General features: G+C 70.1%; 20 protein-coding genes. 17 read left to right on the top strand and 3 right to left on the bottom strand.

Annotation, left to right across the window (positions count from 1 at the left end):
• Positions 1-83: 83 nt before the first annotated feature.
• The 17 genes from LK06_RS14970 to LK06_RS14890 all read left to right on the top strand — a co-directional run bounded on the left by LK06_RS14970 (position 84) and on the right by LK06_RS14890 (position 18,396).
• Positions 84-569 carry a MauE/DoxX family redox-associated membrane protein gene (locus tag LK06_RS14970; protein ID WP_043434265.1) on the top strand — a complete coding sequence of 162 codons (486 nt, stop codon included), beginning with the start codon at positions 84-86 and terminating at the stop codon, positions 567-569.
• Entirely contained in the window at positions 566-2,164 is a 1,599-nt protein-coding gene (locus tag LK06_RS14965) for a radical SAM protein (protein WP_078858949.1), read from the top strand. Before LK06_RS14970 ends, LK06_RS14965 begins: the two co-directional genes overlap by 4 nt.
• Positions 2,161-2,973 carry a class I SAM-dependent methyltransferase gene (locus LK06_RS14960; protein ID WP_039653495.1) on the top strand — a complete coding sequence of 271 codons (813 nt, stop codon included), beginning with the start codon at positions 2,161-2,163 and terminating at the stop codon, positions 2,971-2,973. The genes LK06_RS14965 and LK06_RS14960 overlap by 4 nt, the downstream gene beginning before the upstream one ends.
• 90 nt (positions 2,974-3,063) lie before the next feature.
• Positions 3,064-3,546, top strand: a complete 483-nt coding sequence (locus LK06_RS14955) for a hypothetical protein (RefSeq protein ID WP_039653712.1) — start codon at positions 3,064-3,066, stop codon at positions 3,544-3,546.
• Complete coding sequence (locus LK06_RS14950; RefSeq protein ID WP_174673879.1) at positions 3,543-4,457, top strand: Crp/Fnr family transcriptional regulator; 915 nt, start codon at positions 3,543-3,545, stop codon at positions 4,455-4,457. The genes LK06_RS14955 and LK06_RS14950 overlap by 4 nt, the downstream gene beginning before the upstream one ends.
• A 160-nt stretch (positions 4,458-4,617) precedes the next feature.
• Positions 4,618-5,562 (top strand): RNA polymerase sigma factor SigJ, encoded by a 945-nt coding sequence (gene sigJ, locus LK06_RS14945; RefSeq protein WP_039653493.1) that lies wholly within the window; start codon positions 4,618-4,620, stop codon positions 5,560-5,562.
• 93 nt (positions 5,563-5,655) lie between these two features.
• Positions 5,656-6,864: an NAD(P)/FAD-dependent oxidoreductase gene (locus LK06_RS14940; RefSeq protein ID WP_043434251.1), complete on the top strand. Its 1,209-nt coding sequence runs from the start codon at positions 5,656-5,658 to the stop codon at positions 6,862-6,864.
• Positions 6,865-7,889: 1,025 nt separating this feature from the next.
• Positions 7,890-9,062 (top strand): ATP-binding protein, encoded by a 1,173-nt coding sequence (locus LK06_RS14935; RefSeq protein ID WP_039653490.1) that lies wholly within the window; start codon positions 7,890-7,892, stop codon positions 9,060-9,062.
• Positions 9,059-9,907: a roadblock/LC7 domain-containing protein gene (locus tag LK06_RS14930; protein ID WP_234367413.1), complete on the top strand. Its 849-nt coding sequence runs from the start codon at positions 9,059-9,061 to the stop codon at positions 9,905-9,907. The genes LK06_RS14935 and LK06_RS14930 overlap by 4 nt, the downstream gene beginning before the upstream one ends.
• Positions 9,900-10,289 carry a DUF742 domain-containing protein gene (locus tag LK06_RS14925; protein WP_039653488.1) on the top strand — a complete coding sequence of 130 codons (390 nt, stop codon included), beginning with the start codon at positions 9,900-9,902 and terminating at the stop codon, positions 10,287-10,289. Before LK06_RS14930 ends, LK06_RS14925 begins: the two co-directional genes overlap by 8 nt.
• Before the next feature lie 3 nt (positions 10,290-10,292).
• On the top strand, positions 10,293-10,853 hold the full coding sequence (locus tag LK06_RS14920; protein ID WP_039653486.1) for a GTP-binding protein: 561 nt from the start codon (positions 10,293-10,295) through the stop codon (positions 10,851-10,853).
• 10 nt (positions 10,854-10,863) lie between these two features.
• Entirely contained in the window at positions 10,864-12,243 is a 1,380-nt protein-coding gene (locus LK06_RS14915) for a cytochrome P450 family protein (RefSeq protein WP_043434253.1), read from the top strand.
• 128 nt (positions 12,244-12,371) lie between these two features.
• Positions 12,372-13,598 carry a cytochrome P450 gene (locus LK06_RS14910; RefSeq protein ID WP_039653483.1) on the top strand — a complete coding sequence of 409 codons (1,227 nt, stop codon included), beginning with the start codon at positions 12,372-12,374 and terminating at the stop codon, positions 13,596-13,598.
• Complete coding sequence (locus LK06_RS14905; protein ID WP_039653482.1) at positions 13,595-14,383, top strand: enoyl-CoA hydratase/isomerase family protein; 789 nt, start codon at positions 13,595-13,597, stop codon at positions 14,381-14,383. The genes LK06_RS14910 and LK06_RS14905 overlap by 4 nt, the downstream gene beginning before the upstream one ends.
• Before the next feature lie 439 nt (positions 14,384-14,822).
• Complete coding sequence (locus LK06_RS14900) at positions 14,823-15,551, top strand: response regulator transcription factor (RefSeq protein ID WP_052269966.1); 729 nt, start codon at positions 14,823-14,825, stop codon at positions 15,549-15,551.
• Positions 15,552-15,554: 3 nt separating this feature from the next.
• Complete coding sequence (locus LK06_RS14895; RefSeq protein ID WP_052269965.1) at positions 15,555-17,117, top strand: sensor histidine kinase; 1,563 nt, start codon at positions 15,555-15,557, stop codon at positions 17,115-17,117.
• A 241-nt stretch (positions 17,118-17,358) separates the two neighbouring features.
• The gene (locus tag LK06_RS14890; protein ID WP_159025128.1) at positions 17,359-18,396 is read left to right on the top strand and encodes a YHYH protein; all 1,038 of its coding nucleotides are present in this window, start codon (positions 17,359-17,361) and stop codon (positions 18,394-18,396) included.
• Positions 18,397-18,412: 16 nt separating this feature from the next.
• Here LK06_RS14890 and LK06_RS14885 read toward each other — a convergent pair whose 3' ends face one another.
• From LK06_RS14885 to LK06_RS14875, 3 genes are all read right to left on the bottom strand, one after another.
• On the bottom strand, positions 18,413-19,945 hold the full coding sequence (locus tag LK06_RS14885; RefSeq protein WP_039653480.1) for a DEAD/DEAH box helicase: 1,533 nt from the start codon (positions 19,943-19,945) through the stop codon (positions 18,413-18,415).
• Between the two features lie 244 nt (positions 19,946-20,189).
• Positions 20,190-20,393: a cold-shock protein gene (locus LK06_RS14880; protein WP_039653478.1), complete on the bottom strand. Its 204-nt coding sequence runs from the start codon at positions 20,391-20,393 to the stop codon at positions 20,190-20,192.
• Positions 20,394-20,622: 229 nt separating this feature from the next.
• Positions 20,623-20,961: a MerR family transcriptional regulator gene (locus LK06_RS14875; RefSeq protein WP_039653476.1), complete on the bottom strand. Its 339-nt coding sequence runs from the start codon at positions 20,959-20,961 to the stop codon at positions 20,623-20,625.
• Positions 20,962-21,092: the final 131 nt, after the last annotated feature.

The following is a 21,092-nucleotide window of genomic DNA, read 5'->3' as shown; positions in this document are numbered from 1 at the left end:
TGCCGTGCGCGCCGTGCAGTGAGTGGCCGTTCGGTGAGCGCGCTTACAGTTCCGGCTGTCCGGGTGGCCGTAGCGTCGTGGTCATGGTGTTGCGACTGGTGCTCGGCGCGGTTTATACGGCGATGGCCCTGGGCCAGCTGGCCTCGCTTGGCCGGATGCCGGTCGTGCTCGGCGGGTACGGCCTGGTGCACGGCGCGAGCGCGGGCGTCCTGGCCGTACTGCTGATCGTGGGCGAGCTGGTGTGCGGGCTGTGGTTCCTGACCCGCCCCCGGTCCACGGTGATCGCTCCGGTGTGGGTGTACTCAGCTGTGTCGCTGACCTGGAGCGTGCTTGCCGTGCAGGCGTACGCGCGTGGGCTGGCCGTGGACAACTGCGGTTGCTTCGGCGTGTATCTCACACAGCGGCTCGGCTGGTTCGTCCTGGTGCAGGACGCGCTCACCCTGCTCTACGCCGCTGTGTTGCTGCGCGGGGCCCGGCGTGTCGGGGCGGCCCCCGCCCCGGCACAGGGGCGTGGCAGCCCGGTGCACCGGGTACGTGACGACAGCGAAGCGAGGACGAGGGCGCGATGACCACCAACCGTCACCACACCGCCGAACCGGGCCAGCCGGCAGCGGCGGGCGGCACCCGGACCAAGCAGGACCGGCAGGAGGTGTTCATCGAGTTCACCAAGTCGGTCTGCCCGTTGTGCAAGACGCCTGTCGATGCCCAGGTCAGTACGCGTGCCGGTAAGGTCTATCTGCGCAAACGCTGTCGCGAGCACGGTGAGTTCGAAGCCCTCGTCTACGGGGACGCGGAGGAGTATCTGGCCTCGGCTCGATTCAACAAGCCCGGTACCCTCCCGTTGGTCTTCCAGACGGAGGTCCGTGATGGTTGTCCAAGTGACTGCGGGCTGTGCCCCGAGCACAAGCAGCATGCCTGCCTGGGGATCATCGAGGTCAACACCGGCTGCAACCTGGACTGCCCGATCTGCTTCGCCGACTCGGGGCACCAGCCCGACGGCTACTCGATCACCCACGAGCAGTGCGAGACGATGCTCGACGCCTTCGTGGCCTCGGAGGGCGAGGCGGAGGTGGTGATGTTCTCCGGCGGGGAGCCCACCATTCACAAGCACATCCTGGACTTCGTCGATCTCGCCCAGGCCCGCCCGATCCAGAACGTCACCCTCAACACCAACGGCGTCCGTCTGGCGAGCGATCGGGGCTTTGTCGCCGAACTCGCCAGGCGCAATCGGGTAGCCGGTCGGTCGGTGAACATCTACTTGCAGTTCGACGGTTTCGACGAGCGCACCCACCGGGAGATCCGGGGCCGTGACCTGCGGGCGGTCAAACAGCGGGCGTTGGACAACTGTGCGGCGGCAGGTTTGACCGTCACCCTGGTCGCGGCGGTCGAACGCGGATTGAACGAGCACGAGCTGGGTGCGATCGTCGAGTTCGGCGTCGACCATCCGGCGGTGCGGTCGGTGGCGTTCCAGCCGGTCACCCACTCCGGTCGGCACGTGCCGTTCGATCCGCTGGAGCGGCTGACGAACCCCGACGTGATCCGCCTCCTCCAGGAACAGTTGCCCGGCTGGTTCCAGAAGGGCGACTTCTTCCCCGTCCCGTGTTGCTTCCCGACCTGCCGCTCGGTCACCTACCTGCTGGTGGACGGTGGTCCGGGCGAGCGGACGGTGGTGCCCATCCCCCGACTGCTCCAGGTGGAGGATCACCTCGACTACGTCACCAACCGCGTCCTGCCTGACGCGGGCGTCCGCGAGGCGCTGGAGAAGCTGTGGTCGGCCTCGGCATTCATGGGCACGGCGACCACGGAGGAGAAGCTGCGCACCACCGTCGAGGCTCTGGACTGTGCGGACTCGTGCGGTATCGATCTGCCGACGTCGGTGAAGGACCTCACCGACAAGGCGTTCATGATCGTCGTCCAGGACTTCCAGGACCCCTACACCCTCAACGTCAAGCAACTGATGAAGTGTTGCGTGGAGGAGATCACACCGGACGGCAGGCTGATCCCGTTCTGCGCGTACAACTCCGTCGGCTATCGCGAACAGGTCCGCGCGGCCATGTCCGGTGTTCCGGTCGCGCAGGTGGCGCCGAACGCGCTGCCGCTCGCCGACCGGCTCGCCGACACGCGGTACGGCTCCAAGACCGTCGCCGGGGAGGAAGGGCGATGAACGACGAGGAGATGAAGGCCTGTTGTGCCGCCGCCTACTCCTCCGACGTCGTGGACCTGCTGCTGGGCGGCGCCTACCATCCGGGTGGCTCGGCGCTGACCCGCCGCCTTGCCGGCGGCCTGGCCCTCACCGCGGACTCCCGGGTCCTGGACGTTGCCTCCGGTCGCGGTGCGACGGCCCTGCTTCTCGCCGACGGTTACGGCTGCCGTGTGGACGGCGTGGACTACGCGGCGGCCAACACATCCCTCGCACAAGGGGCCGCCGCCGCGGCGGGCTTGACCGGACGGGTCGAGTTCACCACCGCCGATGCGGAGCAACTCCCCTTTGTGGACGGCACGTTCGATGTGGTGGTGTGTGAGTGCGCGCTGTGCACGTTCCCCGGTAAGGCTCGGGCGGCGGCTGAGTTCGCCCGTGTGCTGCGGCCCGGAGGCCGGGTCGGCATCACCGACGTCACTGCCGCCCCCGACCGGCTGCCGCCCGAACTGACCGGTCTGGCCGCCCGGATCGCCTGCATCGCCGACGCCCGCCCGCTCGACGAGTACGCCGAGATCCTGGCTGCCGCCGGGTTGCGCACGCTCCGCACCGAGCGCCACGACCAGGCCATGACCCGCATGATCGATCAGATCGAGGCCCGGCTGAACCTGCTGCGTCTGACGGCCGCGACCGAACTCGCCGCCACCGGCGTCGCCTGGGACGAGGCTCCGGCAGCCCTGGCCGCGGCTCGCCGGGCGGTCGCCGACGGCGTACTCGGCTACGGCCTCCTCATCGTGGAGAAGCCACGCGGTGCACAGCCGTCCTTCGCCGCGTAAGCGCCGTCACATACCCGTGAGGGCCGGTAGGCCTAGCGTCGCGGTAGAGACAGAACCTGCTGGAGGCGGGAGGCGAACACCATGATGACGATGACGACCGCACACGTCTCACCCAGGACGGCCGTCGTCCCGGTCCACGCGGTGTGGGGTGCCGCGGCCGGGCTGGTCGGCGGCATGGGCATGGGTGTCTGGATGTCGGTGTCCCGCCCTGTGATGGACACCGCGATGATCACTATGGTGGCCGGGCTGCTCGGTTCCACGAACGCCGTCGTCGGCTGGCTCGTCCATCTGGCCATCGCCCTCTTCGCCGGTACCGGCTTCGGCGTGCTGCTCGGCCGGTACGTCCGTGGGCCCGTGCCCGCTGCGCTGCTTGGCCTGGCCTACGGCGTGGTGTGGTGGGTTCTCGGCGCGCTGTGGATCCTACCGGCGAACATGGGTAGGCCGGTCTTCGCGTGGAACGCCGTCACCCGCTCCAGTCTCGGCGTGCACCTGGTGTTCGGGCTGCTGACGGGTCTGGCCTTCTTCGCCGTCGCCCGGGCTGCGGCCCGCCGGACCACCACGGCCGGCCGATGACCCCGGCGCCGTCCACCCCGGCGGATGACGCCGGCGGCACGCCGCGGGGTGCGGCCCAGTGCGGCGGCGCCCCCGGCACCGGCCCGTTGCCGTACTGTCTGACCGAGGATGCCGACGCCCTGGCGGCCCCCGCCTGGGGAGCCGCGCCCCCACCCTGGGCCCCGGGGCGACGCGAGGAGACCGACCGCATGACCGACCGCGAGGACGACACCGGCACCCCGGGCCGCACCTGGTGCATCTCCGAGGTCGACATCTTCCGCGACCTGTCGGAAGCGGAGATGGACGCCATCGCTGCCGCGGCCCCGATGAAGACGTATGCCGCCGGGGAGATGCTGCACAGCCCGCAGCAGCCCGGCGAGGTGCTCTTCATCCTCAAGCGCGGCCGGGTCCGCATCTTCCGGGTCGCTGCTGACGGTCGTGCCCTGACCACGGCGATCATCAGCCCCGGCACGATCTTCGGTGAGATGGCGCTGCTGGGCCAGCGCATGTACGACAACTTCGCCGAAGCCCTCGACGGTGTCACGGTCTGTGTGATGAGCCGCGCCGATGTCCAGAGGTTCCTGCTCTCGGACGCCCGGATCGCGGCCCGGATCACCGAGATCCTGGGCCGTCGCCTGGCCGATCTCGAACAGCGCCTGTCGGACAGCGTCTTCAAGTCCGTGCCCCAGCGGATCGCCACGACCCTGGCCACCCTCGCCACCCGCAACGACACCCCTGCCGCCCGACTCCGCCCCGGCGTCCGTCACCCCCAGATCAGCCTCACCCACGAGCAACTCGCCGCCCTGGCCGGCACTTCCCGGGAGACCTGCACCAAGGTCCTGCGTGACTTCGCCGACCGGGGTCTGCTCCGCCTGGCCAGGGGCCGCATCACGGTCCTGGACCTGCCCCGTCTGACCGACGCGGCAGGCTGACGCTGGCCGGTGGACCGCCCGCGCACCCGGTGTCCGGGCGGTCCGTGAGGCATCCACGGCGTCCGGGAAGCGGGCCGGCGCAGGTCGGGCGGCCCAAGGCCGTGCGCGGCGGCCGTCGCGCGCCGTGAACGTTGCCCGTTGCGGCACTAAGATCCGGGCCATGGCCTTGACCGTTGACGACGTGGACCGGTTCGAGGCCTCCAGGTCCCGCCTGGAGGCCATCGCCTACCGTCTTCTCGGCTCGGCGAGCGAGGCCGAGGACGCCGTGCAGGAGACGTTCCTGCGCTGGCAGGCCGCCGACGTCAACAAGGTCGAGGTGCCCGAGGCCTGGCTGACGAAGGTCCTCACCAACCTGTGCCTCAACCAGCTCACCTCGGCTCGTGCGCGCCGCGAGACCTACGTGGGGCAGTGGCTGCCCGAGCCGCTGATCGCCGGGGACCCGATGCTCGGCCCGGCCGACACCGCCGAACAACGCGAATCGGTCTCGTACGCGGTTCTCGTCCTGCTGGAGCGCCTCTCTCCCCGCGAGCGGGCCGTGTACGTGCTGCGGGAGGCCTTCGACTATCCGCACCGGGAGATCGCCGAGACCCTCGACATCACCGAGGCCGCCAGCCAGCAGATCTTGCACCGCGCCAAGAAGCGCGTCGCCGCCGGCAAGGCGCGCACCGAGATCGACGAGGCCGCCGCTCGGCGGATCGTCGACGAGTTCCTCACGGCTGCCACCAGTGGCCGGACCGAGCCGCTCGTGCGACTGCTCACCCAGGACGCCACCGCGATCGGCGACGGCGGCGGGAAGGTCCCGGCCCGCAGCAAGGCGTTCCAGGGTGCCGTTGCGGTCGCCACGTTCATGCGGGGTCTGTTCAAACCCAGCAAGGCCAAGCGCGCCCTGGCCGGCGGTTCACCCGGGATCTACGCCATGACCGCCAACGGTGACCCCGCCGTCGTGGCGGTCCTCGACGGGCGGGTCATCGGCGTCGTGTGCCTGGAGGTCACGGCCGAGGGCATCGCCGCGGTCCGCAGCCAGATCAACCCCGACAAGCTGGAACGCGCGACCCGGCAATGGGCTGCCGCTGACCACGGCGAACCCCTGTTCCACGCCTTCTGACTCTGGTGTGAGGTGCTTCACACCGCATTCCTGTCAGGAAACGGTGGGCCGCCCGGTTCAAGTGGCGAATCCGCCCAAGACAGGAGCCAGCCCATGCAGCACCGCATCATCGTCCTCGGAGCCGGATACGCCGGAGCCAGCACCGCCGGGCGCCTCGCCAGGCGGCTGCGCCGCGATGACGTCGCCGTCACCCTGGTCAACGCCGAGCCCGACTTCGTCGAGCGCATCCGGATGCACCAGCTCGCGGTCGGCCACGTGTTGAAGGCCCGGCCCTTTGACGAGATGTTCGCGGGCACCGGCGTCGAACTGAAGCTCGCCCAGGTCACCGGCGTCGACGTCGACCGCAAGACCGTCGCCGTCACCGCGGTGAACGGTGCCGGACAGCCGGAGGAGGAGCTGGCGTACGACACCCTCGTGTACGCCCTCGGCAGTGGCTGGGACGACCAGGGCGTCCCCGGCACCGCCGAGCACGCCCATGAGATCGCCAGCCGCCCCGGGGCGCTCCGGCTGCGCGAGAGCCTCGCCCGCCAGGACGCCGGGAGGTCCGTGGTCGTGGTCGGTGGCGGCCTCACCGGCCTGGAGGCCGTGGCCGAGATCGCCGAGGCCCGCCCGGACCTGGAGGTCGCCCTCGCCGCCCGCGGCGGCCTCGGTGACTGGCTCTCGCCCAAGGGCCGCCGGCACGTGCGGAAGGTCTTCGGCGCGCTCGGCATCACCGTGCACGAGCACGCCCTCGTCACCGAAGTGCGGGCCGACCGTGTGGTCACCGCCGACGGTACGTCCATCCCGGCCGCGGTGGCCGTGTGGACCACCGGCTTTGCCGTGCACCCGGTGGCGAAAGCCACCACCCTGGAGGTCACCGACACGGGCCAGATCGTGGTCGACGGCACCATGCGTTCGGTCTCGCATCCGGATGTGTACGCCATCGGCGACGCAGCCATGGTGATGGGCCCCGGCGACAAGCCGCTGCGGATGTCGTGTGCCTCGGGCATCCCCACCGCCTGGCAGGCCGCCGACGCCATCGCAGCGTGCCTGACCGGCGGGAAGGCCCCGGACGTGCCGCTGCGCTACGTCAACCAGTGCATTTCGCTGGGCCGCAAAGAAGGCCTGATCCAGTACGTCACCGCCGACGACCGTGCCATCGGGGTGGCCCTGACGGGACGCCTCGCCGCCGTCTACAAGGAGCTGATCTGCAAGGGCGTGGTCTGGGGCGTCGCCAACCCGACGCTCGGGATACCGTCCCGGCGACGCCCACTGGTGAGGGGAGCCGCCGAGACGGACCCGGTAGCCAAGGCATCGGCCTGACGGGCCCGGCGACAGGGGAGCCGCTTCGCCACCGGTCTCCGCGACGGTGGCCTACGGCCACGGTTGCGGACGTGGCCGTAGGCCCGGAAACCGACGGGCCGCCGGCGTGGGCCACCCGGTACCCGGCCGGCGGCGAGGTGGTCATCCGGCTGGGCCTCGGCCTCGGTGGCGAAGCGGGTTTCGTCTGAACACGTGCTCTAACCAAGGACACACGTCGCCGTTGAGGGCCGTGAGGATGAGCCAGCGCACCACGGCTCCGGCGGGAGGCACGGGTGTTGGCTGCGGTGGCCGGGAAGGTTCGCCTGCCGTTTGCGTCGGCGACCCGCCGGCTTACCCGGAATTGGGTCACGTCTGCTGGAGTTGTGTGTCGACGGCCAGTTGGTGATTCCACTGAAAGGCGAACATGTCGCCGGTATGACGGCTGTACACATCGCTCACCCCCTGAAGCGCCTGAAGCACCCGAAATACTCGAAGTGCCTGAAGTACCTGCTGAAGTACCTGAAGCGCCCGATGCGGGGTGTAGGCGTTGATCCCATGCCATCCCGGCGACCGGTTTACCGGCCTCTTTCACGGTGTGCACGGTCCCCGCCCGTAACTCCGGTTCAGAAAAGCGCCCCCACGACTCCCGTGGCCCGGACCTCTCCCAGGACCGGGGGCTGAACGCTACGCGGGAAACGCACTTCGACGCTGCCCGATTGGCGTGGTGGCGGCGCCTGGGCCGAGGCGTGCACCGATGTGCGCAGCCGTATCCCCCGGCGAGGCTGCGTTGCTGGGGAAGAGAGGCCAAAAACCTTATGCAGAAGACGTGTTGAAGTCAGCCAGGACACCTCCCGGCCCTCTTGAGTACGGCGCTGCGGTGATAGCATCCCGGCGTCCGCGATCTTGATCCTGCTGTTGGATCAGCTGCTGTTCGAGGCTGGCCTGCTCGCTGTGCGACTGCGGTGTGCAGTTGCCGGTGGATGCGCTGTGGATCACCGCGAGGTGGGCTGGCCAATGGCTGCAGCCACGCGCCGGGAAAGGTTTCCATGAATCAAGACGTGCTCATATGGTGCCTGGTTGCGGTAGCGGCGGTAGCCGTAGCCGCGGTCGCGGTACTCGTCGTTCGCAACAGGGCCCTGGGGAACAGGAAGCGGCAGGCCGAGGCCGAGTTCACGCGGCAGCGTGACGAGGCCGAGCGGCGACTGGAGTTCGCCGAGGCCGAGTTGCGGAGGTTCCAGCGGGAACAGGCCGCCGTCATCAGTGAAGCCGAGCATGAGGCCGAGGAGAGGACCAAGGCCGTCCTCAAGGGCGCCGCTCGCCTCCTGCAGAGCCTCACCGCCGAAGAGGCGACGGTCCTCGGCCAGATCCAGCGGACGTATGGAGGACACCCCGTCCTCACCGATCTGCTCGATGTGCATCACGCCAACGCGCAGATGGCCCGCAAGTCCGAGGGCATCGCCGTCATGTGCGGTGCGCCCCTCGGCCGCCGCAGCAGGCCCGCAAGCGTCTACGACGTGGTGCGCAACGCCCAGAGTCAGATCCGGAACTTCCAGCGGGTCGAGATCATGCAGTTCAACGGGATCGCTCTGAAGGCGTCCGCCGTCGCACCCGTCGCCCTGACCGTTGCGGAACTGCTGGACAACGCGGCCTCCTTCTCCCAGCAGGACGCGCCGATCGAGGTGACGTTCCAGCGGGTTCAGAACAACGTGTGCATTGTGATCGACGACGCTGGCGTCGGCATGAACGACGAGGACCGGCAGGCGGCGACCGAACTGCTCTCCGGCGACCTCGCTCCTCGTCTGTCGCAGCTTGGCACCCAGCCCAAGTTCGGTTTCCCCGTCGTCGGCCTCCTCGCCCGACAGTACGGGTTCGCGGTCGATGTCACCGGGGTCTCCCGGTACGGCGGTGTCCGGGCCGTGGTGCGGTTGCCCGAGGAGCTGTGGACCACGGAGGAAGCGCCGCAGCCGGTGCAGGAGGCTCCGGTCAGCAGCATTCGGAGCGCCGAGGGCCGGCCGCGCGCCCGCGCGCGCACCGTGCACGGCCTGCCGGTGCGGGGCGCACGCAAGTCGCCCATTGCGAGCGTTGCCGACGACGGGGACGGCGCGGGCGTGTCGAGGCCGCCCACCCTCACCGGCCGCAGTCTCGGTGGTCTCCAGCGCGGCACCCTGTCGGGCCGCACCGCTGACGCCCCGTCGACCGAAGGGTCCGAAGAAGCATGACCACTGACCTGTCCTGGATGGTCAAGGACATCGTGGACAACGTTCCCCGGGCACTGCACGCCGTGGTGCTGTCCTCGGACGGCATATCCAGGGGAGCCACGGACGGCATGACCGAGAAGGGCGTGCGCACCGTTTCCGCCGCCATGGCCGGCATGCAGTCGCTCAGCCGTGCCACGGCCCGCTTCGCGGGCCCGGTGAAGGAATGGCAGTGGAACCAGACGATCGTCGAGTTCTCACACGGCTGGGTGTTCCTGGTCGGAGCGGGACCAGGTGCCTACCTGGCCGCCGCCGCGGAGCCGGACGTCGACCTGCAGCAGATCTCGTTCCGTATGCACCGGCTGGTCGCCCGGCTGGGTGACAACCTCACCTCCGCCCCGAGGGTGAACGGCGCCGATGGGGCCCGGGCCCTCGACGCCCAACTGGTCCAGGACGAGGCGAGAGGCGGACCGGGCTTCGTGCTTCCCGAGTTGGACACGGTGGTCGCCGAGGTCCGGGGGGCCCGGCACGCCGTGCTGCTCGGCGCCGACGGGCTGCCGCGGGGGACGACCTCGGGGATGGGCAAGGACCTGGCCGACACGATGTCCGCCGCGATGACGGGTCTGCACGCCTACAGCCGGGCGACGGCGCAGTTCGCGGATGGTCGGGACGACGTCGAGTGGTTGCAGACGGTCATCGAGTTCCAGCACGGCTGGGTCTTCCTGATCGCGGCCGGTGACGGTGCCTACCTGGCTGCATCGGCCGAACACGACTGCGACATCGAGGAGTACACCACGCGCCTGAAGGACGTGGTGCCCGCGCTGGGCACGGCCGCGGCTCCCCGAGGAAGGACGGCCGGCGATGCGTGAGAATCCGGATCAGGCTCTGGAGCTGACGTCCGATTTAGTCCCTCTGTTTGTGATCACGAACGGGCGTGGCCTGCCTCCGGAGCACGAGTACTCGCACACCACGCTCGTGACCGCCCAGGAGGGCGCCCCGGCACGCGCGCTGTCCCCGGAGGCTCGCGAGGTCATGGACCTGGTCTCGGACGGCTTCCTGTCCGTGGCCGAGGTGGCCGGTCACACGCACCTGCCGCTGGGCATCGTGCGCATCTTGCTGGCTCGGATGGAAGACGACGGCCTCATCTTCGTGCGGCCTCCCACACCGCGTGCCGAGCTCCCAGACCGCGAGCTGCTCCAGGCCGTCATCGACGGCCTGCACGCCAGCCTGAAAACACCGTACGGAGCGTAAGCCGTGTACCTGGATCCAGCCGTCGCTCACGCCGTGAAGATCCTCGTCGTGGGTCCTTTCGGGGCCGGGAAGACCACGTTGATCGGCAGCATCTCCGAGATCGAGCCGCTGCAGACCGAAGAGGAGATCACCGAGGCGAGCGAGGGCTTCGACGACCTTTCCGGAACGCCGGACAAGACGACCACCACCGTGGCCATGGACTTCGGCCGGCGGACCCTCAACCAGCGGTTGGTGCTCTACCTCTTCGGCACGCCGGGGCAGGAACGCTTCAAGGAGATGTGGGAGAGCTTGTCGGCCGGCGCGCTGGGCGCACTGGTCCTCGTCGACCCCGAGCGGCTGCACGAGTGTTTCCCCGTCCTGGACCTGGTCGAGCAGTTCGGCCTGACCTATGCCGTCGGCGTCAACCGCTTCGACGGCAACCCCGACTACCCGCTCGAGGAGATACGCGAGGCCCTGAACCTCTCCGCGGAGACCCCTCTGGTCAACTGCGACGTGCGTCAGCAGCAGGCGTCGACGGAGGCACTCATCACCCTCGTGCAACACCTCATGTCCGCACTCGGCTAGGAGCCATGGCATGCACCACCAACACGACGCCGCGGAGATACCCCCCGCTTGTCCCGCACACGGGAACGTCCAGCTGTTCGGACCGGGCTTCGGCTCCGACCCGGAACGCTTCTACACCCACCTGCGCTCGCTCGGCCCGAGTGCCCCCGTCGACATCGCTCCGGGGGTCGAGGTCGAGCTGGTCACCAGCTACGAAGCGGCCCTGTCCATCCTGCAGAACCCCCACTTGTTCGTCCGCGACTCCCGCCGCTGGAAGGCGCTGAACGAAGGGCGCGTCCCCCCGGACAGTCCCGCCCTGCCCATGATGGGGTATCGCCCCAACGCGCTGTTCTCCGACGGTGCGGCGCACGCCCGCCTGCGTCTGGCGGTCACGGACAGCCTGGCCACGGTCAACGAACTGCAGCTCGTCCGGAAGGTCCAGCAGTCCGCCGACTACCTGATCAGCCGCTTCAGCTCCGAGTCCCGCGGCCAGGCGGAGCTGATGGCCGAGTACGCCCAGCCCCTTCCCCTGCTCGTCTTCAGTGACCTGTTCGGCTGCCCGCCCGAACTCGGTGACCGCGTCATCGCCGGGATCACCGGCATCTTCGAGGGCACCTCCGGTGCGGACGAGGCCCTCGGCGGTGCGCTGACGGAGCTGATCGCCCTCAAACACCGCAATCCCGGTGCGGACGTGACGACACGTCTGATGCACCATCCCGCCGGGCTGTCCGACGAGGAGGTGCTCCACCAACTCGTGACCCTGCTCTCCGGTGGCACTGCGCCCCTGGCGGCTGCCATCGGCACCAGTTGCGCCCTGTACTTCAGCGAGGACTGGCCGGTCGGTCTACCGGTGGAGGACGCGGTCGCCCAAACACTGTGGAGGTATGCGCCGATCGCCAACTACGCTGCCCACTACCCGACTCAGGACATCGAATTGGGGGGCCGCTCGCTGCGCGCCAACGATCCGGTCCTGATCTCGTTCGCGGCGGCCAACACCGATCCGGCGCTCACCGAGCACAGCGAGCAGCTCGGCGGGAAGGCTCACCTGGCCTTCGGTGCCGGCCCCCACGCGTGTCCGGCGAAGGACCTGGCGTCCCTGATCGTGGTGAGTGCGGTCGAGTCGGTGCTCAACCGGCTGCCCGATGTCGAGATGCGCGTTCCGTTCAAGGCGCTCGCCTGGGGGGACGCCCCCTGGAGCCGCTCGCTGGTGACCCTCCCGATCCGGTTCACTCCGCGTGCGGTGCCGTCCGCGGTGCCCGTGGGCCGGCCGGTCGCGGAGGCGGCCGACTGGTCCGCGGCCCCTGTCCAGCGCTCCGCCCCGGCGCCGGGTCCGGCGGCCGCTCCTGCCGCACCGCGGCCCAGGCAAGGCCTGTTCAGCCGGTTCCTGGCATGGACACGAGGCGAGGTCTAGAGGATGAGGGAGTGATGTAAGTAACCCAACGAGAACACTGTGTTATTGGATGCTTCAAGATTCCCACGGGTACGTATGGCGGCTGTGCTCAGAAAGGGGCTGTCACCGTGGGAAGTACCACGACTCTGATGTCCGACCGCCGAGCCGCCGTTTCCCTTCTCTCCCGTTTACGAACGGCGCAGGGCCAGGCCGATCCCTTCCCCCTCTATGCCGAACTCCGCTCCAAAGGCCCCGTCGTCCTGGCCCCGTGGGGCGGATTCCTGGTGACCCGTTTCGACCTGTGCGACCGGATAGTGCGCAGCGGTACCTGGCTGGAGCCGGACCGGCGCTGGCGGGAGAAGCAGGGAGCGCGTACCCGCTGGAGCGCCTTCTCCGCACGGGAGATAGCCAGCACCCTGCCGGCACTCAACCCGCCGGACCACACCAGGGTGCGGCGGGCGGCCGGGAACTTCGACCGCGGCACCATCGATCAGTTGGGCCACACGGTCACTCGGGCGACTGATCGCCTCCTCGACGTCCTGGCCGATCGGCTGAGGGACGGCACGGCGGACTTCGCCGCCCTGGTGAGTGAGGAACTGCCCATCGCCGTCATCGGTGACTGGCTCGACCTGCCGCGGGCCGACTGGCCACGTCTGCGCGAGCTGACCCACGAGCAGGTCTACACTCAGGAACTACTTCCCACAGCAAGTCAGTTGGCCAGGTCCGATGTGGCGATGGCCGAACTGCGGGACTACTTCCTCACGGTGGTGCGCGATCGGCGCGCCTGCCTGAGGGAAGACCCCGTGTCCCGGTGGATCACCACCTGGGACGCCATGGAGCCGGACCAGGACAAGGCCGACGAAGCGGTCTACTACCTCTCCCTGTTCGTGCTGCTGGCCGCGTTGGAGACCAGCTCCACACTGCTGTCGACCATGGTGCTCCGGCTGGTCGAACGGCCGGAACGGTGGGACCTGGTCGCCTCCTGCCCCGACCTGGTGCCCGCTTTCGTGGAGGAGACGCTGCGTTTCGACCCTCCCTCGCACGTGATCAGCCGAGTCGCCGCCGTGGACTGCACGCTGGAGGGCGTGGACGTGCGCGCGGACGACATGGTCCACCTCATGGTGGGCGCGGCACATCGGGACCCGGCCCGGCACCACGACCCCGACCGGTTCGACCCCCACCGCAAACCCGCCCACCTCGCCTTCAGCGGAGGCATCCACTACTGCCTCGGTGCGCCACTGGCGCGACTGGAGGCCCAGACACTGCTCCGCCGACTGGTCAGGCGCCTGCCCGGCCTCACCTTGGTGCGCCCCCCTGCCATGGCGCCCCGGGTGGCCTTCAGACGCCTGCTGAACCTGGACGTCACCCTCATATGAACTCCTCATCCCCTTCCCCCACCGTGTCGGTGCACGAGGCCGTACGTGTCGAGCAGCGCGGCCCCGTCCTCCACGTCCGGCTCAACCCCTCCGCAGGGGACGACACCCTGGACATCGCCGCGCTCGACGCCCTCCTGGCGCTCCTCGACGGCCTCCACGACCGCCCGGACGTCCGCGTCCTGATCCTGTCGTCCCTGGGCAAGGACTTCTGCCGGGGAGCCGACCGCCACGAGTACCAGGCCGCCCTCGCCACAGACCCGGCGGGGACCACCCTGCGCCGCATCACCGACAAGGCACACCGCCTGTGCCTTGCCCTGGAGAACACCCATGCCGTCACCCTCGCCCGGCTACACGGCAGCGTCATCGGGGCTGGTCTCGCACTCGCCGCGTACTGCGACCTCCGCGCGGGTGCGGACACCTGCCGGTTCCGCATGCCGGAGGTCGGGGTGGGCCTGCCGCCGGCCTGGGGAGGAGCCATGGGCCGCCTGATCTCCGAGGCCGGCGCCGCGAGGATCCGGGAACTCATGCTCACCTGCAACGCGTTCGACGCCGCCACCGCGCACCGTCTTGGACTCCTCCATGAGGTGGCCCCCCTCGAACGGTTGGACGAGGTCATCGACGCGTGGACGGCGCCGCTGCTGCGGCGCTCCCCCGAGGCCCTCGTCCTGACCAAGCGGATGCTCGCCGGCTACGCGCGTGCCGACCGCACGGCCGACGTCGCCCTGCTCGACTCCCACATCCTGACCGCGCACCTCGCCTCGGCCCGGACCCCGGGCGCCCGGTGAGAAGCGGTCGGTGCGGCCCTGGCCGCGCCGACCGCGACCTCAGCCGCCGGGCGGCGCCTTCCCCGGTCCGCCCGGCCCGAGCCCGGTCATCACGGGCGACCTGACGGGTGCACGGTCCAGGACCACCGCAGGGGAGGCGCCTTCGCGCGGCCGCCGGGGAGTGGCCGCGCGGCTTGTTCTTCGGCAAGCGGACAGGGGTGCCCCGCACAGCGGACAGGGGTGCCCCGCAGGGACGCGTGGGGCGCCGGAGCCGCCGTCGGGACGGAACGACGGGTACCGGCACGTGGCCCCGCCCGATGCGCGCCGCCCGCGTTGTCCGTGCGCGGGCAACGGCCGGGCGGCTCCACCCGAAGACTGCGCCCGGTCGGCGCCCGTGCGGCAGGAACTGCCCGGGACCGCGCACAGGCCGCACACAGTTCCCCTTCCTAGCATCGCGTGCATGGATTCGACGATTTCGGGGGCGGACGCCCGCTCGCCACGTGCCAGGATCCTCCTCGTCGAAGACGACGAACCCATGGTCGAGCTGCTGGAGGCGGCCCTGCGGCACGAAGGGTACGAGACCCGCGCCATGCTGACCGGCCGTGAGTGCGTCTCCGCCGGGCCGTCCGCTGGATGCGACCTGCTGCTGCTCGACGTCGCCCTGCCCGACCTCGACGGGTTCGAGGTGTGTGGGCGGTTGCGCGAAGCCGGATGCGAGCTCCCGGTCATCTTCCTGACCGCGCGGGACAGCCGGGCCGATCTGCGCACCGGGTTCGCGCGGGGCTGCGACGACTACCTGACGAAGCCCTTCAGCTTGGAGGAGCTGACCCTGCGGATCGCCGCCGTACTGCGTCGCAGCCGACGAGCCGGCCCGGCGGACCGGCCGTTGCGTCACGGCGGTCTCGCACTCGACGACCGGGCCCACCGGGTGACCCGGAACGGCCGGGAGATCGCCCTGTCCCCCACCGAATACCGCATGCTGCGGTACCTGCTCCGGTGGAGTGGCCAGGTGCTCTCGAAGTCCCAGATCATCGAGGGCGTCTGGGGGCACGCCGACGCCGGGCGCGGTGACGGCAACCTGGTCGAGGTGCACATCAGCCAACTCCGCAAGAAGGTCGACGTGCACGGTCCGGCCCTGATCCACACCGTGCGCGGATTCGGCTACGTCCTGCGGACCGAGGAGCGCTGAGGCATGCGGTTGCGCGCGCGCCTCGCCCTCCTGGTGGCTGTCCTGCTCACCGGGGCGGTGGTCGTGCTGGGAGGCGGCACCCTGTGGTGGACGCGGTCCAGCCTCGTCGACGAGGCCGATGCCCGGCTCCTGCGCGCCCGCGCCCAACCGCAGCCGGCGCCTTCCGGCGGTTCGGCCGACCGGGCCCAGCCTCCGGCCCGGCGGGCGGTGGCCCTGCTGCGTTTCGACGCACGGGGGCACCTTGAGCAGACCACACCGTCGGAGGCGACCGGAGATCCGGATCCCCTGCCGGCCGTCTCCTGGCCGGCCGCCCTGTCCGGCGGTCCGGACGGCGGGATACGGAGCGCCGAGAGCGTGGACGGGACGCTCGACTACCACTGGACGGCGGTACGCCGACCCGATGGCGGCGTGACCGTCTTCGCCGTCTCGCTGGGAGAAGTGGCGCGGACGGCCGGCCTGTTGCTGTGGAGCCTGCTCCTGGGCGGCGGCACCGTGGTGGCACTCGGTGGGGGAATCGGTTGGTGGGTGGTGCGTAGGGAGCTCCGTCCGCTGGACGACCTGGTGCAGGCCACGGCGGCGGTAGCCGCCGGCGACGTGACGCCCCGTACCGGGGCCCGGCCGTCCCGCGGTGAGATGGGACGGCTCACCGCGGGCTTCGACCACATGCTCGTCCGGCTGGACGCGTCCCTTGCCGCCCGTGAGTCCGCCCGGCTCAAGCTGGAGCAGTTCGTGGCCGACGCCTCCCACGAACTGCGTACGCCGCTGGCACTGGTCCGCGGTTACGCCGAGCTCCACGGACGGGGAGGGCTGCCGCCCGGCCCTCGGCTGGACCGGGCGATGTCACGGATCGCCGCGGAGACGGCCCGGATGACGGGACTCGTGGAGGACCTGCTGTTCCTGGCGAGGCTGGACCACGAGGCCACCGGCGATACGCCCAAGACGAACGGTCAGACGAAGGACCAGACGTACGTCGACGCATACGGCGGCACGAACGGTGAGGCGAACGGCGGCACGAATGATGAGGTGGATGAGGGCGGCACCCCCGCCGCCCGGGTGGAGGTGGCCGCGGTCCTTCGGGAGGCGGTCGAGGAGCACCGCGTGCTCGGCCCCGGCCACCCGGTCGGGCTGGACGCCGCGACGGGTCTGACGGTCTGTGCCGACAGGCTGCGGCTGCGTCAGGTGGCCGGCAACCTGCTGGCGAACGTCCGTGCCCACACACCGCCCGGCACCGCCACCCGGATCACCGCCGAGGCGGCGGGTCCGGTGACCGAGATCCTGGTGGCCGACAACGGCCCCGGAATCCCCGCCGCTGACCGCCCGTACGTCTTCGACCGTTTCTTCCGCCCCCACGGCTCCCGTGCGCGGACGCGGGCCGGATCGGGACTCGGTCTCGCCATCGTGTCGGCGCTGGTGAGCAGCTGTGGTGGGACGGTGACCGCGATGGAGACGCCCGGAGGCGGCGCCACCTTCCTGGTGCGCCTGCCCCGGCTGTGGCAGGCAGAGGGGTCGGCCGCGCCCGAGCCTTCAGCCAGTGCTCAGGAAGGCTTCAGCGGCGTGCACCGCTGACAGTGACAACGTCGTACCCAACAGAACGGTAGAGCCCGGCCTCAGCCCCCTGCCCCTCCCGCGCCGCCGGGGCGGTCGCGAGCGTGGCGGGGGACCGGATGACGCGGCGGAGCCGGGTGGCGCGGCCCGGGCCGGTCCTGACACCTCCTCCGAGCAAAGCAAAGGACACAGCGTGACAGCGAAGACTCCAGCGAAAACGACAGTGCGCCCTACGACTTCACAGACTCGCGCGACCGTCCTCGTGCGGTCCCGAAGTTTCGTGCTGCGCGGGTTGGCCGCGGCGAGCGGTACGGCGCTGCTGGCGGCCTGTGGCTCGGCCCCCACCACGCCGGCGCAGGATCTGGTGAGCCCGGCTCCGTCGGTGTCCGCCGCGGGCGTCCCCGCGGCCTGGTCCGCGGTCATCGACCCCAAGAAGATCCCACTCGGTGACGGCAAGGTCTCGACCACCCCGCAGACCGGCTCCCTGTACTCCTGCAACACGTCCTTCCGCGGCGGCGGGGCACGCCACGACGGCCCTTGGCTCGACAGCGAGAACAAGACCTGGGACTCCACTGCGAAAGTGCACGTTCAAGGCGCGCACACCTGGCCGGACGCCGGGTACAACGAGACCGTCCAGGGTGACTCCCGGGTCATCACCTCCCAGGACCTACCGAACCACCAGGTCACCGGCACCTTCCCCATCGAGCAGTCCGACCCCGCCTACCAGTACGACACCAACCCCAACCCCATCGAGTCACACACCGTCCACCTCAGCATCCCGCGCAGTCCGACCCTCGCCAACGGCCCCACCTGCGTGGGCATGGGAGCGATCGGCGTGCTCAAGAACGGCGTCTACGTCTACAACGCCATCGACGACGCGGGCCGGGACGCCGCGGCCCACGAGACCCAGGACGCGTGCGACGGGCATCCCGATGGTGCGGAGGAGTACCACTACCACGACATCCCGTCCTGTCTGCTCTCAGCCGCCACCGACAAGGGCTCGACGCTCGTGGGGTACGCCCTGGACGGCTTCGGCATCTACGTCGAACGGGATGACAAGGGGAACCTCCCCACCAACGCCGACCTCGATGCATGCCATGGGCGCACCAGCACGGTGATGTGGAACGGCAAGGAGACGACGATCTACCACTACAGCGCCACCCTGGAATTCCCCTACACCGTCGGCTGCTTTCGCGGCACACCGGTCGACACCCCGGCACATGACCGGACCGGGGGCCGCAACGGGGGCGGTGGCGGTCAGCGGCAGCGTCCGGGGCAGCAGCAACGCCCGGCGCGCTGAACGCCGGCCATGGTGATCACGCCGTCCCGGCCGACGGCCGACGGGCTCGTGCGGCGGCCCGGCCACTCTCACCGCGGCTGGCGGTCCGGCGCCTGCGGTTCCGGGCGGAGGACCTCTTGCCCTCGCGTCGTTCGTTGACCGGTGCGGCGAGGGTGACGGGCACGCCGGAAGGGGGACGGGCGCCGGTGATGCGCTGCAGTTCCTCTTCTCCCGGGCGGATCCGGACGGTACGCGGAGCGATGCCGGCGTCCGCCATCAGGCGGTCCACCGCGCGTCGCTGGTGCGGCAGGACGAGGGTGACGACGGTGCCGGACTCGCCGGCGCGTGCCGTCCGGCCGCCGCGGTGGAGGTAGTCCTTGTGGTCGCCGGGCGGATCGACGTTCACGACCAGGTCGAGGCCTGTGACGTGGATTCCGCGGGCGGCGACGTTGGTGGCCACCAGGACCGTGACGTGGCCGTCCTTGAACTGAGCGAGCGTCCGGTTGCGCTGCGACTGGGACTTGCCGCCGTGCAGGGCCGAAGCACGCACCCCGACGGACAGCAGGTGCTTGGCGAGCCGGTCCACCGCGTGCTTGGTGTCCAGGAACATGAGCACGCGTCCGTCGCGGGCGGCGATCTCGGTCGCGGCGGTGTCCTTGTCGGCATCGCGCACGTGCAGCAGGTGGTGCTCCATGGTGGTGACCGCTCCCGCGGACGGGTCAACCGAGTGCACGACGGGGTCGTGGAGGTAGCGGCGTACCAGGAGGTCGATGTTGCGGTCCAGGGTGGCCGAGAACAGCAACCGCTGACCGCTGGCGGGAACGTGGTCGAGCAACGCGGTCACCTGCGGCATGAAGCCCATGTCCGCCATCTGGTCGGCCTCGTCGAGCACGGTGACGGCGACCTGTCCCAGCTGGCAGTCGCGCCGTTCGATGAGGTCCTTGAGACGGCCGGGTGTCGCGACGACGACCTCGGCGCCGCTGCGTAGCGCGCTCGCCTGGCGGCCGATCGACATGCCGCCCACCACAGTGGCGAGTCGCAGCCGCAGGGCGCGGGCGTAGGGGGTGAGCGCGTCGGTGACCTGTTGGGCCAGTTCCCGGGTGGGGACGAGGACGAGGGCGAGCGGCTGGCGGGGCTGGGCCCGCTGCCCGTCCAGACGGGCCAGCAGCGGCAGGCCGAAGGCGAGCGTCTTGCCCGAGCCCGTGCGGCCCCGACCCAGGACGTCCCGGCCCGCCAGCGCGTTCGGTAGCGTGGCCGCCTGGATGGGGAAGGGCACGGTCACCCCTTCGGCGCGGAGCGCGGTCAGCAGCCGTGCGGGCATGTCCAGTTCGCCGAACGTCTCGACTGCCGGCAGCGGCTCGGTGAGGGTGACCGGCAGGGCGAACTCCTGGCGCCGCGCGGTGGAGCGTGCGCCCTGGCCGCCTCCCGGTCCGTTGCCCGAACGAGGACCCTGGCGGCCCTTCCCCGGCGCTCGGAAGCGGCTGTCGGGGGCAGGGTCTGTCGAGCGCCTGGACCTTCTGTCTGTGCGGAAGCCACCGGAAGTGCCGCCGGTGCGACGGGTGCGGTTCATGGAGGAACCTTCCTCGATGCGGCGTATCGAGGAATTCTGTCCAGCGGTCACGGCCGCACGAGGATTCGCAAGAATGAGCCGGGAAAAATAAGAAAGCCGGGTCTCGTGCTGCTGAAGCCGGAGTGGCCGGCGGTCCGGAAAGCCGGAAATCCAGAAAATCAATGACCTGGGGCCCGCACCCCAAGAGCGCGGGCCCCAGCCACGTGATGCGCGAACCGTTGGCTCGCGACTGTTCGCGTCAGCGTCAGGCGGGAATGATGTTCTCGGCCTGCGGGCCCTTCTGGCCCTGCGTGACGTCGAAGGTCACCTTCTGGCCTTCCTGAAGCTCGCGGAAGCCGGTGGTGGCGATGTTCGAGTAGTGGGCGAAGACGTCAGCGCCGCCACCGTCCTGCTCGATGAAGCCGAAGCCCTTTTCCGCGTTGAACCACTTCACGGTGCCAGTCGCCATAATGAATCTCCCTTGGGGGCAGTGTCGGACTCCACACTTTGTGGAGCCGAGTCGCCGCGATGATCACCCCTCCGGAAGGATTCCGGAAAGCTCTGCGAAGAAGACTCTCTGGCAACCAAAACTGCAACTGCTATCACGCTAACACAGGTCGGGCGGCGGCGGTCATGTGCTTTCGGGGTCGTTCGCCGGTTCCCACTCCTTCGGAGTCACTATTTCTGTACTGGCGGGACTAGATATCTCCGTTGCGCTCGTCCAGCCTCCGTTGCATTTCCTGGTTCAGGCGGAGGGCGTCGTCGAGTTGGTTCTCAAGGGAGATGATGCGGCACGCGGCCTCGATGGGAGTGCCCTGGTCGACCAGTTCCCGAGCACGGGCTGCGATGCGCAACTGGCCTCGGGAGTAGCGGCGGTGACCGCCTTCCGAACGCAGGGGGGTGATGAGCCCGACTTCGCCGACGGCCCGGAGGAAGGCGGGGGTGGTGCCGAGAACGTCGGCGGCCCGTCCCATGGTGTAGGCGGGGTAGTCGTCGTCGTCGAGGCTGCCGGCACCAGGGGCGTTCTCAGCGGGCATAGCACCTTCGTTTCGGGGACGCGGCGAGGGATCCGGGTGTGCGCCGCACCTGTACTCCGGTGGTTCGGCGTCACCTGCCTCGTGCGTCAACCCTAACGCCGGCGGGCTCGGACATGTGGTCTCGCCGCTAC

This window comes from Streptomyces pluripotens (genome assembly GCF_000802245.2).
Taxonomy (GTDB): Bacteria; Actinomycetota; Actinomycetes; order Streptomycetales; family Streptomycetaceae; genus Streptomyces; species Streptomyces pluripotens.
Note: the sequence above shows the minus strand (reverse complement) of the source record. Positions and strands in the feature narration are given on the sequence as shown.